Source organism: Agrobacterium sp. CCNWLW32 (genome assembly GCF_037083425.1).
GTDB classification, from domain to species: Bacteria; Pseudomonadota; Alphaproteobacteria; order Rhizobiales; family Rhizobiaceae; genus Agrobacterium; species Agrobacterium radiobacter.
In genome coordinates this window covers 155,566-170,998 of sequence record NZ_JBAOJM010000011.1, presented here as the reverse complement: position 1 = coordinate 170,998, position 15,433 = coordinate 155,566, and the positions used below count along the sequence as shown (strand labels likewise).

Here is a 15,433-nt window from a genome sequence, read left to right as displayed (position 1 = left end):
GGCACGCAGGCGCGAGTGCATCAGCATCTGAATATCGGCCAGGGCGAAGTGCCGTGGGACGACTTCTTCGGCACGCTCTCCGAAATCGGTTTCGACGGCATCATGACCTCCTGCGTCTTCGCCTGGGAGGACAGGGCGGATGAATCGAGCAAGTTCATGCGAGCCAAGATGCAGGACTATATCGACCTCTATTTCAAGAAATAACGCGGCAAACCGGCGCTGATGACGAGGCAGGCCTTGCCTCACGCGACAGACCATTCGGAACATCAAATTGAAAGGCGATTGACATGATCAACGGAGAAAGACTGATTTCACGCCCGCTGCGCTGGGCCATGGTGGGCGGCGGACGCACGGGACAGGTAGGTTACAAACACCGCACCGGCGCATTGCGCGACGGCAACTACCAGCTCGTCGCGGGCGCCTTCGATCTCGATGCCGAAAGGGGCCGCGATTTCGGCGTCAATCTCGGCGTGGCGGCGGAGCGCTGCTATGCGGATTACAAGGCGCTGATCGCGGGTGAAACCGCCCGTGAAGACGGCGTGGACGTCGTCTCCATCGCCACCCCCAATTTCACCCATTATGAGATCACCAAGGCCTGCCTCGAAGCCGGGCTGCATGTCGTCTGCGAGAAACCGCTGTTCTTCACCGTGGCGGAATGCGATGAAGTGGCGCGGCTCGCCGAACAGAAGGGCCTGATCGTCGGCGTCACCTATGGCTTTACCGGCCATCCACTCGTCCACCAGATGGCGGCCATGGTCAAAAAGGGAATGCTGGGCGACATCCGTATCGTTGACCTGCAATATACCCACGGCTTCAATGCCGGTGACGATGTGGGCGCGGGCGAGGCCGTCAAATGGCGCACCAATCCCCGTACCGCCGGCCCGACCTTCGTGCTGGGCGATATCGGCACGCATCTTTATTATCTCTCGGAAGTCGTGCTGCCGCATATGAAGGTGGAACGGCTGCTCTGCGACCGTAAGGCCTTCATCCCCACCCGCGCCCCGCTGGAAGACCACGCCACCGTTCTGATGCACTATGACAATGGCGCACGCGGCCGCCTCTGGGTCTCCTCCGTCAATGCCGGCAATATGGGATCGCAGCGTTACCGCTTCGTTGGCTCCAAGGCCTCGCTTGAATGGTCTGATTCCCACCCCGACCAACTGATCTACGAGGTTCAGGGCGAACCCGGCCGCATCCTACACCACGGCATGCCTTATCTGGAACAGGAAAGCCTCGCCATCGATCGTATGGGGGCGCTGCATACCGAAGGCCTCGGTGACAGCTGGTCGAACATCTACCTCTGGATCGCCCAGGCGATCGACGCAGCAAATCGCGGTGACAGGGCCTTTCTGAAAACCCACCATTATCCCGGCATCACGGCCGGCACCGAAGGGGTTCGCTGGCTGGAAAACTGCGTCCGCTCGGCCGATGCCGGCGCCGCCTGGGTCGACTTCGCATAACCAGTTCGGGGGCGCGCCGGACCACTCTCCCGTCCTCCTCCTCACGCGCGTCCCCATATTTTTCGGAAAGACAACACGATGAAACTCGCGATTTGTACTGATGTCATGGCGAACTTGTCCTTCACAGATATGCTCGACAAATGCGTCGCGCTTGGCGTCGAAGGCATCGAGATGACCGGAGGCGGCTGGTCCAGTGGCCCGCATTTCCGGGCGGACGAACTTCTGGCGAACAAGGGGCTCCTCAAATCCAAGCTCAAGGAAATCGAGGCCCGCGGCCTCGAAATCGCCGCCCTCAATTGCTCCGCCAACCCGCTCGATCCCGGCGATATGGGCAAGCGCCACCTGAAGGAAATGCAGGACACCGTTCGGCTCGCCGGTGAAATCGGCGTGACGAAGATCGTCACCATGTCCGGCCTGCCGGAGGCGGCGCCCGGCGATACCGTGCCGAACTGGCTCGTCTACACCAAGAGCTGGCCGAACGAGATGCCAGAGCGCGACCGTTACCAGTGGGAAGATCGCGCTTTCCCCCTCTGGCATGGGCTCGTGAAGCTCGCGAAAGAAGCGGGCGTCGAAAAATATGCGCTCGAGAATTTTTCGGCCATGCTCGTCTGGAACCCGGGAACCCTGTTCCGCCTGCGCAACGAAGTCGGCCCGACGGTGGGCATGAATCTCGATCCGTCGCATCTGATGTGGATGGGGGCCGATCCCATCGCGTCGGCCCGCGCACTGGGCGGCGCAATCCACCATTGCCATGGCAAGGACACCCGCATCGAACGCGGACTGGCGGATGTGAACGGTCTGCTGGAGCTGAAGGAGGTGACTGACGTCGCCAATCGCAGCTGGAACTATGTGGCGGTAGGCGCCGGCCGCGACCTGCAATGGTGGAAGGAGTTCTTCTCCGTCGTGCGCATGGCCGGTTACAATAGCTGGGTGAGCCTCGAAATGGAAGATTTCACCATGTCCACCGAGGCGGGCATCCAGTCCTCCATCGACGCCCTGCAAGCCACCATCAGCCGCTGAAACCTGCTCCGGGCCGCAGAAGGCGGCCCGGCGTCAATTGCGCCACGAGGATGCCATGACCAACCAGATCACCATCACCACCGCTCCCTGCTGCTGGGGCGTCGACGACGTCAAAAATCCCCATCTACCCCATTGGGAAAAGGTGCTGGGCGAGGCGAAGGCCGCCGGTTTCGGCGGTCTGGAACTCGGCCCCTACGGTTATCTGCCGCTCGATCTCAAGCGGGTTTCACAGGCGCTCAATGAGCGCGGCCTGAAGATCGTCGCCGGTACGATCTTCGACGATCTGGTCTCACCGGAAAACCGCCGCAACCTGTTGCGCCAGACCGACGAGATCTGTGCGTTGATCACCCGCCTGCCAAAACCCGAAACCCATGCCGGCCAGCGTTTTCCCGCCCCCTATCTGACGGTGATGGACTGGGGACATGACGAGCGGGACTATGCCGCCGGCCATTCCGACCGCGCGCCGCGCCTCGATGGAAACGCCTGGAACGGCATGGTGGAAAACATCCGCGCCATCGCAACGCTCGCCCGTGAAAAATACGGCGTGCGCGCCACCATCCATCCCCATGCCGGCGGCTACATCGAATTTGCCGATGAGTTGCAGCAGATCGTTGAGGACATTCCCGCAGATCTGGCTGGCCTCTGCCTCGATACCGGCCATATGGCCTATTCCGGCATGGATCCCGTCGCCACGCTTCGCCGCTATTGGGATCGTGTCGACTATATTCATTTCAAGGATATCGACGCCACGGTTTTTGATGCGGTTATGGGAGAACGTATCCGCTTCTTCGACGCCTGCGCCAAAGGCGTCATGTGCCCGATCGGTCGCGGCTCAATCGATTATCCGGCCATCCGCAGCCTTTTGACGGAACTCGGCTATGGCGGCTATATCACCATCGAACAGGAGCGCGATCCGCGCAATGCCGGCGGCGTTCTGGATGATCTGGCGGCCAGCAGGGCGTTTCTCGCTGAGAATGGGTTCTGAAACGGACACAAGATAGACCGTTGAGCTGTCCCAATGATTATCCCGGTGCGGCGAGCCAGCAATAACTGGCGAGCTTGTTTTCTCAGTGAAAGACCTTCGAAACGAAGCGTCCTATGGCGGAGAGGGTGGGATTCGAACCCACGATACCCTTGCAGGTATGCCGCATTTCGAGTGCGGTGCATTCGACCACTCTGCCACCTCTCCGCATGCGCGAACGCTTGCGTTGCGCGCTCCTCTTAAACATCAATGGCGTGACTGACAAGGGGAATTTCGTGTTTGTGTCACAAATTATTCGTCATGGATGAGGCTGGGGAAATGCTTCGGCTTCTGGCTGTTTTTGGCGGATATTTTGACGTGACGCGCACGAACCGCGACGGTGCGCGTCATATTCGGCAGCGGCGTTAGAGCCGTTGATAACGCCGCAAGATTTCCACGATTCTGTCATCCTGCTCTTTATCCGGCAGAAGAGCCGGTTGGCGGCTGGCGCCGACGGAAGAGTCCTGAAGATAAAGCGAGCGTTTGACCATGGCCGGTGCGAAACCGAGTGCGTAGAGATCAGTGCGGAAGTCGGCGTAGATTGCCTGCTGGCGTTCGGCCTCAGCGATGTCACCGGCGTTGAAAGCACTGAGAATGCCGGCGAGCACATCCGGCAATGCGTTGCCGAGGCCGGAAATGCAGCCTGCGGCACCGTTCTGCAACGACCAGAGAACGAGGTGGTCCGGGCCGGAATAGACCTCGAAACCGGGCATCTCCTTTGCCACCTGAAGATAGGCCTCCAGCGTCTGCTGTGCACCGCCGGAATCCTTGATACCGGCGATATTGCCATGGGCCGCGAGTTTGCGGGCGGTTTCCGGCTCTATGTGGTTCTGGGTTCGGGCGGGAATGTCGTAGAGATAGATCGGCGTTTCAACGGCGTCGGCCACCGTCGAAAAATGGCGGATCAGCCCGTCCTGCGTACAGGCGATGAAGAAGGGTGTGATGACGGCGATGCCATCGACGCCGATGCGGTCGAAGGCCTCGGCGAGCTGCAGGGTTTCGTAAGTGGCGGGCATGCCGGCATTGACAATAACCCGGGCGCGGCCTGCCACTTCGTCCACCACCTCTTCGGTCAGCCGGACCTTCTCCTCGTGCGTCAGCGCGGTGAAATCGCCATTGGTACCGGCGCACATGATGTTGTTGCCGGCCGCCACCTGGCGGCGCACCTGCGCGCGTGTCGCCTCGTAATTGATGGTTTCGTCTTCGTTGAAACAGGTGACGAGCGCGACGAAGGCTTGTTTGGTCATGAAAGAACTCCGCTTGGATTTCCAATAGTGTGATCGGCGCCGGCCGGACGACGCGTAGGCTGCATATCGGGGTCGGGATCGAGGCTGGCCGAAAGGAGCGCACGCGTATAGGCTTCGCGCGGCGCCTCGAAAACCTGCCGAACCGTGCCGAACTCCACCACCTCTCCCCGCTGCATGACCATGACGTGATCGGCAAAATCCCGGACCACGGGCAGGTCATGAGCGATGAAGATGAAAGAAAGGCCCATCTCGCGGCGAAGCTTGTCCAGAAGCGCAATAACCTGCGCCTGAACCGAAACGTCGAGCGCCGAGACCGCCTCGTCGCAGATGATGAGCTTCGGCTCCAGCGCCAGCGCACGGGCAATGGCAATCCTCTGCCGCTGGCCGCCGGAGAACTGATGCGGATAGCGGCGCATATGTTCCGGCGAAAGGCCGACCTGATGCAGCAATTCCGCGACCCGTTCGCGCCATTTCGCTTTGGGCAATATATCGGGATGGATGACCCAGGCTTCGGAAATAAGCTGGAACACCGTCATTCGGGGATTGAGCGACTGGGTGGGGTCCTGAAACACCATCTGCAGATCACGCCGGAGCGCAAAGAGTTCCGCAGGCGAAAGCTTGAAGAGATCGCGACCTTTCCACGAGGCGCTGCCCGCATCCGGCTCGTCGAGCCGAAGGAGAATGCGCGCGAGCGTCGATTTGCCGGAGCCGCTTTCGCCGACAACGGCAATGGTTTCCCCGGCCATGAGATCGAAGGAAACACCCTTCAGCGCCTCGAAGGCGCCGTAACGCTTGCGCACGTCGCGCACGCTGAGCAGCGCTTCGCCCGCCGCCTGCGGCTCGTGCATTTCGCCTCTGCCGGGTGCGGCGCTGATGAGCTTGCGGGTATAGGGGTGCTGCGGATTGCGATAGACCTCACGAACCGTGCCGGCCTCAACCAGAACGCCCTTTTCCATCACTACCACCCGATCAGCAATTTCGGCGACAACGCCGAGATCATGGGTGATGATGAGCACGGCCATGCCGGTCTCCCGCTGCAATTCCTTGAGCAGCGAAAGCACTTCTGCCTGCACCGTCACGTCAAGCGCGGTGGTCGGCTCGTCGGCGATCAGGAGATCAGGCCGAAGCGCAAGCGCCATGGCGATCATCACACGCTGGCGCTGGCCGCCGGAAAATTCGTGCGGATATTTCTTGAGCGCCCGGTCGGGATCGGGAATGCCGACGCGCGCGACCAGCCGCCTCGCTTCCGCTTCGGCCTTTGCCTTGTCCATGCCATGGGTGGTCATCGCCTCGCGGATCTGCCAGCCGACGGTATAGACGGGATTGAGATGGCTGAGCGGGTCCTGAAAGATCATGGCGATACGCCGGCCGTTAATCTCGCGGCGCGCTTCAACCGGCATTGTCAGAAGGTCCTGACCGTCGAGCAGTATCTGGCCGCTGCTGATATGCCCGGGCGGCATGTCGATGAGGTTCATGATGGCTGACGATGATACCGACTTGCCCGAACCGCTTTCGCCGAGGATAGCCAGCGTTTCGCCGCGGTCGATATGGTAGGAGACATCCTTCACCGCATGGACGATACCGCTTGCGGTGTGGAACTCCACGGAAAGGTTGCGCACGTCGAGAAGATGGTCAGCCATGCTTGCGGCCTTTCATTTCCAGCCGCCAGCGCTGCACGGGATCAAGCGCGATACGCAGCCAGTTGGAAAGCAGGTTGAGCGACAGGGTGGTGAGGATGATGGCGAGCCCCGGCCAGAACGACAGCCACCAGGCATTGGTGAGATATTGCCGCCCCTGCGAAATCATCAGGCCCCAGGTGATTTCCGGCGGCTGAATGCCAATTCCGAGGAAGGAGAGAGCACTTTCCGCCAGCATCACATAGGCGAAATCCAGCGTTGCGAGCGTCGTCAGTGTTGGCAGCACGACGGGCAGGATGTGGCGGAACAGAATGCGTTTGCCGGATGCGCCCATCACGCGCGCTGCCTGCACGAACATGCGTTCGCGCACCTCCAGCACCTCGGCCCTTGTGGTGCGGATGTAAACGGGAATGCGGGTGATGGCGAGAACCAGCATCAGATTGAGGATGGAGGAGCCGAGCAGATAAAGCACGATGACCGCGATCAAGAGCGACGGGAACGACATGATCACATCCGCGAGCCGCATGATGATCTGGCCGACACGGTTTGAGGAAAAACCGGCAATCAGGCCGAGCACGGTGCCGGTTATGGCGGAAAGAAGCACTGCGCCGGCCGCAATCATCATCGTATTTTGCGTGGCGGCGACGATGCGCGCGAGAAGCGAACGGCCGAGCGCATCCGCCCCCAGCCAGAAATACCACTCGCGCTGCCAGTCGAACGGGGCGAGATTGCGTCCGCGCAGGTTCTGTTTCGTCGCGAGATCACCGAGCCATGCCGGGCCGACAAAAGCGAGGATAACGACGATGATAAGGAAGACCGCGGCACAGAGCGCGAATTTATCCGCCCACAACATGCGCAGCATGCGCGTTGCGAAGGAGGGTTCGGCTATGATCTCGGTGTCGGCGTTGGAAAGGCTCATGGCTGAAGGGCCTCCTCAGTGCCGGATACGCGGATCGAGGAGCGCATAGGCGATATCGATCAGAAGATTCATCAGGAAGATCGCCAGCGCGGTCACGAGAATGGCGGCCAAAACGACGTTGAAATCGCGTTGAAGAATGGAATCGATCATCAGCTTGCCGACACCGGGAAAGCCGAAGATGGTTTCGACGATGACCGCACCGTTGAGAAGGCTTGCCGCCTGGTCGCCAATGACGGTGATGACCGGCAGCATGGCGTTTCGCAAGGCATGGATGAAAATGATCGGACCCGACTTCACGCCCTTGGCGCGCGCCGTTTTGACATAGGCCGAGGACAAAGCGCCGATCATCGAGCCGCGCACCACCTGCACGATAATACCGAAGGGGCGCACGAACAGGACCGCGATCGGCAATATCCAGTGCAGCACGGAGCCCGTGCCTGACGTGGGCAGCCAGGCAAGATTAACGGAGAAGACGACGATGGCAACGATCGCCAGCCAGAAATCCGGCACGGATGCACCGATGAGCGAGATGCTCGAGGCCATGCGGTCGAAAAAGCCGCCGGAGCGGAAAGCCGCAAGCGAACCCACGACGATTGCGGCGGTTGTGACCAGCGACATGGTGATGACCGCAAGCCACAGCGTCCAGACGAAAGCCTCCAGCACAACATCCAGTGCCGGGCGGGCTTTTCTGAGCGATTCGCCCAGATCCCCCGTCATCACATCGCCCGCATAACGCAGAAACTGCACCATCAGCGGATCATTCAGCCCGTGCAGCGCCCGAAACTGCTGCTTCAACTCCTCCGAAGCCTCCACCGGCAGAAACAGCGCGGCCGGGTCCCCCGTCAGGCGGGACAGGAAGAAAACCATAACGATGAGGCCGACCAGGGAGATCAGGCTTGCAACGGAACGTTTTCGGATGAAGCTCAGCATGGTTGCCTCCGGTTTTTCAATGCGGCGGCGAAGCTTTCGCTGCGCCGCCGCTTCTCAGTTGACAAGACGCGGGGTCTTATTTGATGCCAATTTCCGAAAGCTGCAGCATCGAGTTCGTTGCAATGGTGGGCTTGAAGTCCAGCCGTTCCGAGACACGGGAGAAGCCGACCATGTGGAACAGCAGCACATCAGCCACCACGTCGTCATGCAGATAAGCGATGAGTTCCGACCAGAGCTTGGCGCGTTCGTCACCCACGGCTGCGGATGCACGTTCGATCAGATCATCCACCTTCTTGTCCGAGAAGCCAGACTGCGTGCCCTTGGTGGCATATTTGAAGAACATGGTGAAGGACGGGTCGCCCTTTGAATTGTCGTGCATGGCGGCGACAATCTGCGGACCGCGGCCTTCCTTGAACGGCTTGGAATAATAGCTTTCGTGCTCGGCCACTTCCACGAATTTCAGGTCTATCTTGAAGCCGACTTCCTGCAATTGCTGCTGGATCGCCTCCATGATCTCGGTGACGTTGGGGAAATTCGCGGTGCGCGCGATGATGGTGATCGGCGTATCCACCTTAACGCCGGCAGCCTTGGCTTCCTCCAGCAGCTTCTTTGCGCCCTCGGGGTCATAGGGGAAGACCTTGACGTCAGGGTTCCAGCCAAGCGTGGTCGGCGGAACGAGCGCGGTGGCCAGCACGGCACCTTCCGGAACCAGTGTACCGAGGAAGGCCTGCCGGTCGATGGCAAGGTTGAGCGCGCGGCGCACCCGCACATCGTTCAGCGGCGCTATATTGTGATCGAGACGCATATAGACCGTCTCGCTGTCGAGATAGGAAAAGTCGGTCTTCGCATTGGTGGCGTCGAGCTGGGAAATGGAAGGCGAAAGATCGGCTTCGCCGGTTTGCACCATGGCGGCGCGAACCGAAGGATCAGCGCGGAAAAGATAGGTCGCTTCCGTCACCTGCGGCTTAGAGCCCCAATAATCGTCGCGCGCGGTGAGAACAATCTGCTGGCCCGGCGTCCAGTTGGTCAGCTTGTAGGGCCCGGTGCCCACAGGTTCGCGAATGAACTCCATCTTGGTTTCTTCGGGAACGATGGTGACGAGCGACATCAACAACGGCAGAATGGGCTGTGCCGGTTCGGTCTTGAAGTCGATCGTGTGGTCGTCGACGATCGACGGGGTCACGGTCATGCCACCGAAATATCGGCGGGACTCGCAGGCGTTCTTGTCGCTCATGATGCGTTCGAAGCTGTGCTTGACGTCCTTGGCATCGAATGCCGTGCCGTCGGAAAACTTCACGCCTTCACGCAGGTGGAAACGCCAGCTGCCATCGGCATTCTGCTCCCACTTCTCGGCAAGGCGCGGCTGAACACCCTTCTTGCCGCGCACATCGAGCTCGGTCAGCGTCTCGCTGACATTTTCCATGATGATGCGGCCGATATTGGAGCGGGTCGCCATGCAGGGCTCAAGCAGATCAGCTTCTTCCGCCAGCACGATCTTGATCGGCCCCGATGCCGCAAGCGCCGGCGAAACCGCGGCGCTGAGGGAACCCAAGACAAGGGCGCCCGCAATCAATGACTTCTTCATTCCGTTCTCCTCCCAGATCAGAAATTCAGCAACATGGCGGCGCACCGCAAGGGACGTTCTAAAAGCCCCATCTCCTGCATTGAGGAGCATGGCGTGCGGATGATCGTCTCCTCCACCCGTAAGCAGAGCATCGACGTTATCGCATTTTTTGTCAAATTATTTTTCGAATGCAATTTTTATTCAAGCCAAATCTATTAATTTTATTATTTAAAAACAAATATTTAATTCAGAAAATCAAAAATATTAGATCCTTTTTTTTCATCAAATAAACTTGACAACTTTTTGAATATGCCATTTTCATCAGGACAAGAGGAGACCACGATGACCCCTGATGACATTGCTCACGCCATGACCGGAGCCATGCACGCCGCGTCGGAAAACCGGCAGGAAGCATTCCTGCCATCACCCATGATCCAGAACCATGCGAGCTTCCTGCACCTTCTGGATGACGGCACCCTGATCTGCGTCTGGTTTGGCGGCACATTGGAGGGAAAATCGGATATTTCGATCTTCGCATCCGTGCTGACACATGGTTCAACCCGCTGGGGGCCGCCGCAGCGCCTGAGCCATGACCCCGCCCATTCCGAACAGAACCCGGTTCTCTTCACCGCGCCGGATGGCGTTCTCTGGCTGTTTCACACAGCCCAGCCCTCCGGCAACCAAGATGAGTGCCGCATTCGCATGGCGCGGGTCACACGCGACCCGACAGCACCGGAAAAGCTCGTCTCCGAGGAAGGACGGTTTCTCGATCTCCCGCAGGGCTGCTTCATCCGCGCGCCGCTGCGCATCCGCGATGACGGCGCTTGGCTGCTGCCGATCTTCCGCTGCGTCCAGCGTCCCGGCCAGAAATGGAACGGCAGCCACGATACGGCGGCGCTCGGCATATCCACAGACAATGGCGCGACTTGGCAATTGCAGGAATTACAGAAATCGACCGGCTGCGTGCATATGAGCCCGGTCGCGGTGACGAATGGCCACTACGCCGCCTTCTTCCGCCGTCGTCAGGCCGATTTCGTTTACCGCACGGAAAGCGCCGATGGCGGCCGCTCATGGTCAAAGCCGCAGCCGACCGATGTGCCAAACAATAATTCCTCCATTGCCGTGATCAGGCTCGGCGATGGCAGGCTGGCAATGATCTGCAACCCCATCAACGCCGCGCAGTCGAGCGATCGCCGCGCCTCGCTTTATGACGAGCTGGGAGAGGAAGACGACAGGCCGGATGCCGATCCGAGCGGTGGCTGTGTGCCGGTCTGGGGCGTGCCGCGCGCGCCGGTTTCGATCTGCCTCTCCAATGATGACGGGCGCAGTTTTGCCACCCGGATTCTGATCGAAGACGGGCCGGGCACCTGCCTGTCGAACGATTCGACGGATGGCCGCAATCAGGAAATGTCCTATCCATGGCTTCTGGAAGCGCCGGACGGTACGCTGCATGCGAGCTACACCTATCATCGCCGCGCAATCAAATATGTCCGGCTGGCGCCCGGCTGGGCTGACGAGAACGACGGGAGACAAAGATGAGCAATATCATTGGCATCACCATGGGCGACCCCTGCGGCGTCGGCCCAGAAATCACGGTGCGGTCGCTGGCGGACATGTCCGCGCCGGATCGCGCGGCGACGCGGATTTACGGAAATCTCGCCACGCTGGAAGCGGCGCGGGATGCGCTTGGCGTTGATATCGATCTCTCTCAGCATGTCGTCGACTTGGCCGTGGAAGGCGCGCCGCTGCCCTGGGGTACATTGTCGCCGGTGGCTGGAGACGCCGCTTTCCGTTTCATCGAAAAGGCGGTTCGCGATGCCGAAGCGGGCGCAATCGGCTGCATCGTCACCGCGCCGATCAACAAGGAAGCCTTGAATCTCGCCGGCCACCATTATGATGGGCACACCGGCATGTTGCGCAGCCTCACCGGTTCCTCGGCCGCCTATATGCTCCTCGCCTCGGAACGGCTGAAAGTCATTCACGTCTCGACCCATGTTTCCCTGCAGGAGGCCATTCGCCGGGCAACGACGGAGCGGGTACTGGCGACCATCCGCGCCGGCAACGCGCATCTGAAGCGCATCGGTTACGAGCGGCCGCGCATCGCGGTTGCCGGCATCAATCCGCATTGTGGTGAAAACGGGCTGTTCGGCACTGAGGATGACGACCAGATCGCACCGGCGGTCGCCGCCGCCCGCGCCGAAGGCATCGAGGTGCAGGGGCCTATTTCCGCCGACACCGTATTCCACCGGGCTTATTCCGGCGCTTTCGATCTTGTCGTCGCCCAATATCACGATCAGGGCCATATCCCGATCAAGCTTGTTGCTTTCGATACCGCCGTCAACGTTTCCGTCGATCTGCCGATAGACCGCACCTCCGTCGATCACGGCACGGCTTTCGATATCGCCGGCAAAGGCATCGCCAATCACGGCAACATGAATGCGGCCATTGCCTATGCGCGCAAGCTCGTGGCGGGCAAAGAACCGAAGGGATGAGTACCATGTCTACAGCTCCCATTCTCATCCACCAGCCACGCCGGCTCGCCGTTGGCGCAGGCACCATTTCACAGGTCGGCGCCTGGGCGGGAAAAACCACCTCGACCCTTATTATCGCCACACCGCTGACGGCGAAATTTGCCGACCGGCTGCAATTGCAAGGTCCTTTCACCATATTCGATGCCATTCCCGGCGAGCCGGACACCACAACGCTCGATGCCGCCCTTGCCGCGGCCCGCGCCGCCAAACCGGATCTGGTCATCGGCCTCGGCGGCGGTTCGGTGATGGATGTGGCAAAACTGGTCGCGGCGCTCTGGAATTCCGGTCAGACGCTTGAGGATGTGGCGGGGCCGAACAGGGTTGTCGGGCGCGACACGCGGTTGGTGCAGATCGCCACCACCGCCGGCACCGGTTCGGAGGCTGGCATCCGTTCGCTCATCACAGATCCCGTCAAAGGCAACAAGATCGCGGTCGAAAGCCCTTATCTGATTGCGGATTTCGCCGTACTCGATCCGGAACTCACCTATTCCGTGCCTTCAGCCGTTACGGCGGCAACGGGGGTGGATGCCATGGCCCATTGCGTTGAAGCCTTCACCAACCGCAAGGCCCATCCGATGATCGACGGTTTCGCCCGCATGGGCTTTGCGCTGGTGGGCAAATATCTGGCGCGCGCCGTCCGCGATGGCGCGGATACCGAAGCGCGAGAAGGCATGATGCTCGCTTCCTATTATGGCGGCATCTGTCTCGGCCCGGTCAATACGGCGGCCGGTCACGCCATTGCCTATCCGCTCGGCACGCTTCTCAACCTGCCGCACGGGCTGGCGAACGCCATCGTCTTCCCGCATGTTCTGGCCTTCAACCAGCCTGCGGTTTCGGCGAAAACCGCAGAAGTAGCGGGAGCGCTCGGGCTCCGCGAACACCTTTCGCCTGATGATCTGCGCAAGGCGGCGACGGATTTCTGTGCCGGGCTCGGCATCGAAATGTCGCTCGCACGGCACGGCGCGACTGAAGCCGATCTTCCCCGCTACGCTGAGGATGCGCACGCCATCCGCCGGCTGATGGACAATAACCCCGTCGATATGAGCGTCGAAGACGTGCTCGGGATTTACCGCCACGCCTTCTGAGCAAAAATCCGGTACGCGGACACGCGCATCGGCCTTCCGCTTAATCCGTATGCGAAGACTCAAACAGGCGGTCGCGCGATCCGGTCAGGTGCTGGAGCATAAGCTGGCGTGCCGCCTCTGCATCCCCATCGGCGATCGCCTTAGCGATTGCCTCATGCTCGGCAAAAACACGCGTCAGACCGGATGCCTCCCGCTTCACCGACATGCCGTGGAACTTCATTCCCACTGCAATATGGTCTTTCAGCGCTTCCATCGCGGTGGAGAAATAACTGTTTCGCGCCGCCCGCGCGATGGCAAGGTGGAACTGATAATCGGCATCCTCGCGGTGAGACTGGCGATTGGTCGCGTCCCGCATCAGTTCGAGCGCCTTCCTGATCGCCGCAAGCCTTTCGCCATCGTGCCGCAATGCCGCTGCTGCGGCCGCCGCCGGCTCCAGCGTCAGCCTGAATTCGTAACAGTTGAGAAGATCAGCAACGTTTTCGAGCTGCCCGAAGCCGAGCGGTTCACGCAGACCAAAGGCCCTGACATAGCTGCCGGAGCCTCTGCGGGAATAGATGAAACCCTGCTCGCGCAGCCGCCGGAGTGCTTCACGCACCACCGGCCGCGATACTTCGAATTCCATGGCGAGTTCGTGTTCGGTCGGCAGCCGCTCATCCGGCTTGTAGGCGCCGGATTTGATCGCCCGGTGCATTCTCTCGAAAATAATGTCCGGAAGTGCCTTGCGCGCCGTTTCTTTCATCAGCCCCATCTGGTCAGCTCTCTCCAGCGTCATTGTCGCCAAGCATCATTTTCGCGATCCGTTTCAGCGTGTCAGCTTGCCCAAAACCGCCGGACTTCGCAATGATGCATTGGTCTCCGGACCAGCCGACGCCGAGACCCGGCAGGCATTCGCCGGCAAGACGCAAGCGCGAAATGCCCATGGCCCGCAGCACGGCTTCGGCCGTGGCTCCACCCGATAACAGCAGTCTTGCCGCCCTGGCGGTAAAATGCGGCACGACGCCTTCCGCCAGCCGGTCTGAAACCGCAAGCGGCGACAGATTTTCCGCACCCTGCGTTGCTTGAACCAGCGTCAGGCCGGCACCCCCATCTGCATGACTGGGCACGATACCATTCGGCGCCTCAACGATCGAGACAGGCCCAACACTCCCAAGTACGTCAATCTGCTCCACCGTGATCGGATCGCGGGACCCGATGACAAAAAGCCCCTTGCCGGCTGGAACGGCCGCCGCCTCAGGGACAGTCTGGCCCGTCATCGCCTCAGCCAGCGCCTCGGCAAGCCCACGCGCGCCGACCAGAAGATCTGCCCCCTCCGCCTGCGCGGCGGCGAGAGCTTCCCTGATATCGCCCTTCGATCGCGTATCGGGTACCGTGCAGCGGCCGGCGTGTCCGCCCAGTCTGTCATGAACAGGAATGGCAATTTCGACGCCAAAGCCGGAAACGGCTCCGTCAACAACGACACGGTCAAAGTCCGGAATGGCGGGCGCGACAAGCGCGTGGCGATAGGAAATCGCATCCATTTCCGCTGCAATATGCCCCTTCAGGCGGGAATCGATCTTCTTGAACAAAATTGTACCGGCCGGAACCAGCGCCAACAGTTCCTGCGTGCGGCGGCGGGCTTCATCTGCCTCGCCATCGCGACAGCCGAGATTGACGCTGAGGACGGCAGGCGCATCCGCGAGCGCTGCACGCACACCGTCAAGCCCGATCGCAACCTCGGTCGCCAGCCCGCGCCCGGCAAAGGGGGCGGCGGCGTCGAGCGCTCCGGTCAGATCATCGGCAAAAATCAGCAGCACGAACGAAGCCTTCATAAAAGTTGTAATGTTTTACGTCGATAAATTGATTTATAATCAATAGATAATGGGATGTGAATAACAAAAATTGTAACACGCTATTTCGAATTGACCAAACGGCTGCGAAGAGACCCGCAGAGCGACGGCAGAATTCGGAAATAGTGGCAGGGGATGTCAAATGCGGACCGCAGCCACACATGGCTGGACGGGGCAAAGATGACAAACCGCC

At 60.4% G+C, this 15,433-nt stretch carries 14 protein-coding genes and 1 tRNA gene; 7 read left to right on the top strand and 8 right to left on the bottom strand.

Translation table 11 applies throughout. The features are described from left to right. The 4 genes from V6R85_RS20525 to V6R85_RS20510 form a co-directional block, all read left to right on the top strand. On the top strand, positions 1 to 204 hold a 204-nt coding region (locus V6R85_RS20525; RefSeq protein ID WP_336377182.1), incomplete at its 5' end, for a TIM barrel protein. 83 nt (positions 205 to 287) lie between these two features. Continuing rightward, the gene (locus tag V6R85_RS20520; RefSeq protein ID WP_080864716.1) at positions 288 to 1,460 is read left to right on the top strand and encodes a Gfo/Idh/MocA family protein; all 1,173 of its coding nucleotides are present in this window, start codon (positions 288 to 290) and stop codon (positions 1,458 to 1,460) included. A gap of 78 nt (positions 1,461 to 1,538) precedes the next feature. Further along, entirely contained in the window at positions 1,539 to 2,480 is a 942-nt protein-coding gene (locus V6R85_RS20515) for a sugar phosphate isomerase/epimerase family protein (RefSeq protein ID WP_087746098.1), read from the top strand. Positions 2,481 to 2,535: 55 nt separating this feature from the next. Beyond that, complete coding sequence (locus V6R85_RS20510) at positions 2,536 to 3,465, top strand: sugar phosphate isomerase/epimerase family protein (RefSeq protein ID WP_111792410.1); 930 nt, start codon at positions 2,536 to 2,538, stop codon at positions 3,463 to 3,465. Positions 3,466 to 3,579: 114 nt separating this feature from the next. Here the strand turns inward: V6R85_RS20510 and V6R85_RS20505 are convergent. The 6 genes from V6R85_RS20505 to V6R85_RS20480 all read right to left on the bottom strand — a co-directional run bounded on the left by V6R85_RS20505 (position 3,580) and on the right by V6R85_RS20480 (position 9,819). Next, a tRNA-Ser gene (locus V6R85_RS20505) sits at positions 3,580 to 3,669 on the bottom strand. A 197-nt stretch (positions 3,670 to 3,866) separates the two neighbouring features. After that, positions 3,867 to 4,748 carry a dihydrodipicolinate synthase family protein gene (locus V6R85_RS20500; protein ID WP_111792394.1) on the bottom strand — a complete coding sequence of 294 codons (882 nt, stop codon included), beginning with the start codon at positions 4,746 to 4,748 and terminating at the stop codon, positions 3,867 to 3,869. Beyond that, complete coding sequence (locus tag V6R85_RS20495) at positions 4,745 to 6,388, bottom strand: ABC transporter ATP-binding protein (protein WP_129565244.1); 1,644 nt, start codon at positions 6,386 to 6,388, stop codon at positions 4,745 to 4,747. Before V6R85_RS20495 ends, V6R85_RS20500 begins: the two co-directional genes overlap by 4 nt. Next, complete coding sequence (locus tag V6R85_RS20490) at positions 6,381 to 7,304, bottom strand: ABC transporter permease (protein ID WP_003506054.1); 924 nt, start codon at positions 7,302 to 7,304, stop codon at positions 6,381 to 6,383. The genes V6R85_RS20495 and V6R85_RS20490 overlap by 8 nt, the downstream gene beginning before the upstream one ends. A 15-nt stretch (positions 7,305 to 7,319) precedes the next feature. Beyond that, the gene (locus tag V6R85_RS20485; RefSeq protein ID WP_020009124.1) at positions 7,320 to 8,234 is read right to left on the bottom strand and encodes an ABC transporter permease; all 915 of its coding nucleotides are present in this window, start codon (positions 8,232 to 8,234) and stop codon (positions 7,320 to 7,322) included. Positions 8,235 to 8,310: 76 nt separating this feature from the next. Further along, positions 8,311 to 9,819, bottom strand: a complete 1,509-nt coding sequence (locus V6R85_RS20480) for an ABC transporter substrate-binding protein (RefSeq protein ID WP_112294036.1) — start codon at positions 9,817 to 9,819, stop codon at positions 8,311 to 8,313. A 321-nt stretch (positions 9,820 to 10,140) separates the two neighbouring features. Between V6R85_RS20480 and V6R85_RS20475 the strand changes: the two genes are divergently transcribed. Genes V6R85_RS20475 through V6R85_RS20465 form a run of 3 tightly spaced genes read left to right on the top strand, consistent with a single transcriptional unit; the run spans position 10,141 to position 13,414 of the window. Next, a complete protein-coding gene (locus V6R85_RS20475; protein WP_336377181.1) occupies positions 10,141 to 11,337 on the top strand; it encodes a sialidase family protein in 1,197 nt (398 codons plus the stop codon). Beyond that, a complete protein-coding gene (gene pdxA, locus V6R85_RS20470; protein ID WP_336377180.1) occupies positions 11,334 to 12,290 on the top strand; it encodes a 4-hydroxythreonine-4-phosphate dehydrogenase PdxA in 957 nt (318 codons plus the stop codon). The genes V6R85_RS20475 and pdxA overlap by 4 nt, the downstream gene beginning before the upstream one ends. Continuing rightward, a complete protein-coding gene (locus V6R85_RS20465; RefSeq protein ID WP_060723106.1) occupies positions 12,287 to 13,414 on the top strand; it encodes an iron-containing alcohol dehydrogenase in 1,128 nt (375 codons plus the stop codon). Before pdxA ends, V6R85_RS20465 begins: the two co-directional genes overlap by 4 nt. A 40-nt stretch (positions 13,415 to 13,454) precedes the next feature. Here the strand turns inward: V6R85_RS20465 and V6R85_RS20460 are convergent, their stop codons facing one another. Next, a complete protein-coding gene (locus V6R85_RS20460; protein ID WP_003506041.1) occupies positions 13,455 to 14,162 on the bottom strand; it encodes a FadR/GntR family transcriptional regulator in 708 nt (235 codons plus the stop codon). 4 nt (positions 14,163 to 14,166) lie between these two features. Continuing rightward, on the bottom strand, positions 14,167 to 15,207 hold the full coding sequence (locus tag V6R85_RS20455; RefSeq protein ID WP_060723114.1) for a four-carbon acid sugar kinase family protein: 1,041 nt from the start codon (positions 15,205 to 15,207) through the stop codon (positions 14,167 to 14,169). Positions 15,208 to 15,433 lie beyond the last annotated feature (226 nt).

What these genes read in the sequence shown, in the direction of transcription:
- V6R85_RS20520 (WP_080864716.1), top strand. Translation starts at nt 288, where the DNA reads ATGATCAACGGAGAAAGACTGATTTCACGCCCGCTGCGCTGGGCCATG.
- V6R85_RS20515 (WP_087746098.1), top strand. Translation starts at nt 1,539, where the DNA reads ATGAAACTCGCGATTTGTACTGATGTCATGGCGAACTTGTCCTTCACA.
- V6R85_RS20510 (WP_111792410.1), top strand. Translation starts at nt 2,536, where the DNA reads ATGACCAACCAGATCACCATCACCACCGCTCCCTGCTGCTGGGGCGTC.
- V6R85_RS20500 (WP_111792394.1), bottom strand. Translation starts at nt 4,748, where the DNA reads ATGACCAAACAAGCCTTCGTCGCGCTCGTCACCTGTTTCAACGAAGAC.
- V6R85_RS20495 (WP_129565244.1), bottom strand. Translation starts at nt 6,388, where the DNA reads ATGGCTGACCATCTTCTCGACGTGCGCAACCTTTCCGTGGAGTTCCAC.
- V6R85_RS20490 (WP_003506054.1), bottom strand. Translation starts at nt 7,304, where the DNA reads ATGAGCCTTTCCAACGCCGACACCGAGATCATAGCCGAACCCTCCTTC.
- V6R85_RS20485 (WP_020009124.1), bottom strand. Translation starts at nt 8,234, where the DNA reads ATGCTGAGCTTCATCCGAAAACGTTCCGTTGCAAGCCTGATCTCCCTG.
- V6R85_RS20480 (WP_112294036.1), bottom strand. Translation starts at nt 9,819, where the DNA reads ATGAAGAAGTCATTGATTGCGGGCGCCCTTGTCTTGGGTTCCCTCAGC.
- V6R85_RS20475 (WP_336377181.1), top strand. Translation starts at nt 10,141, where the DNA reads ATGACCCCTGATGACATTGCTCACGCCATGACCGGAGCCATGCACGCC.
- pdxA (WP_336377180.1), top strand. Translation starts at nt 11,334, where the DNA reads ATGAGCAATATCATTGGCATCACCATGGGCGACCCCTGCGGCGTCGGC.
- V6R85_RS20465 (WP_060723106.1), top strand. Translation starts at nt 12,287, where the DNA reads ATGAGTACCATGTCTACAGCTCCCATTCTCATCCACCAGCCACGCCGG.
- V6R85_RS20460 (WP_003506041.1), bottom strand. Translation starts at nt 14,162, where the DNA reads ATGGGGCTGATGAAAGAAACGGCGCGCAAGGCACTTCCGGACATTATT.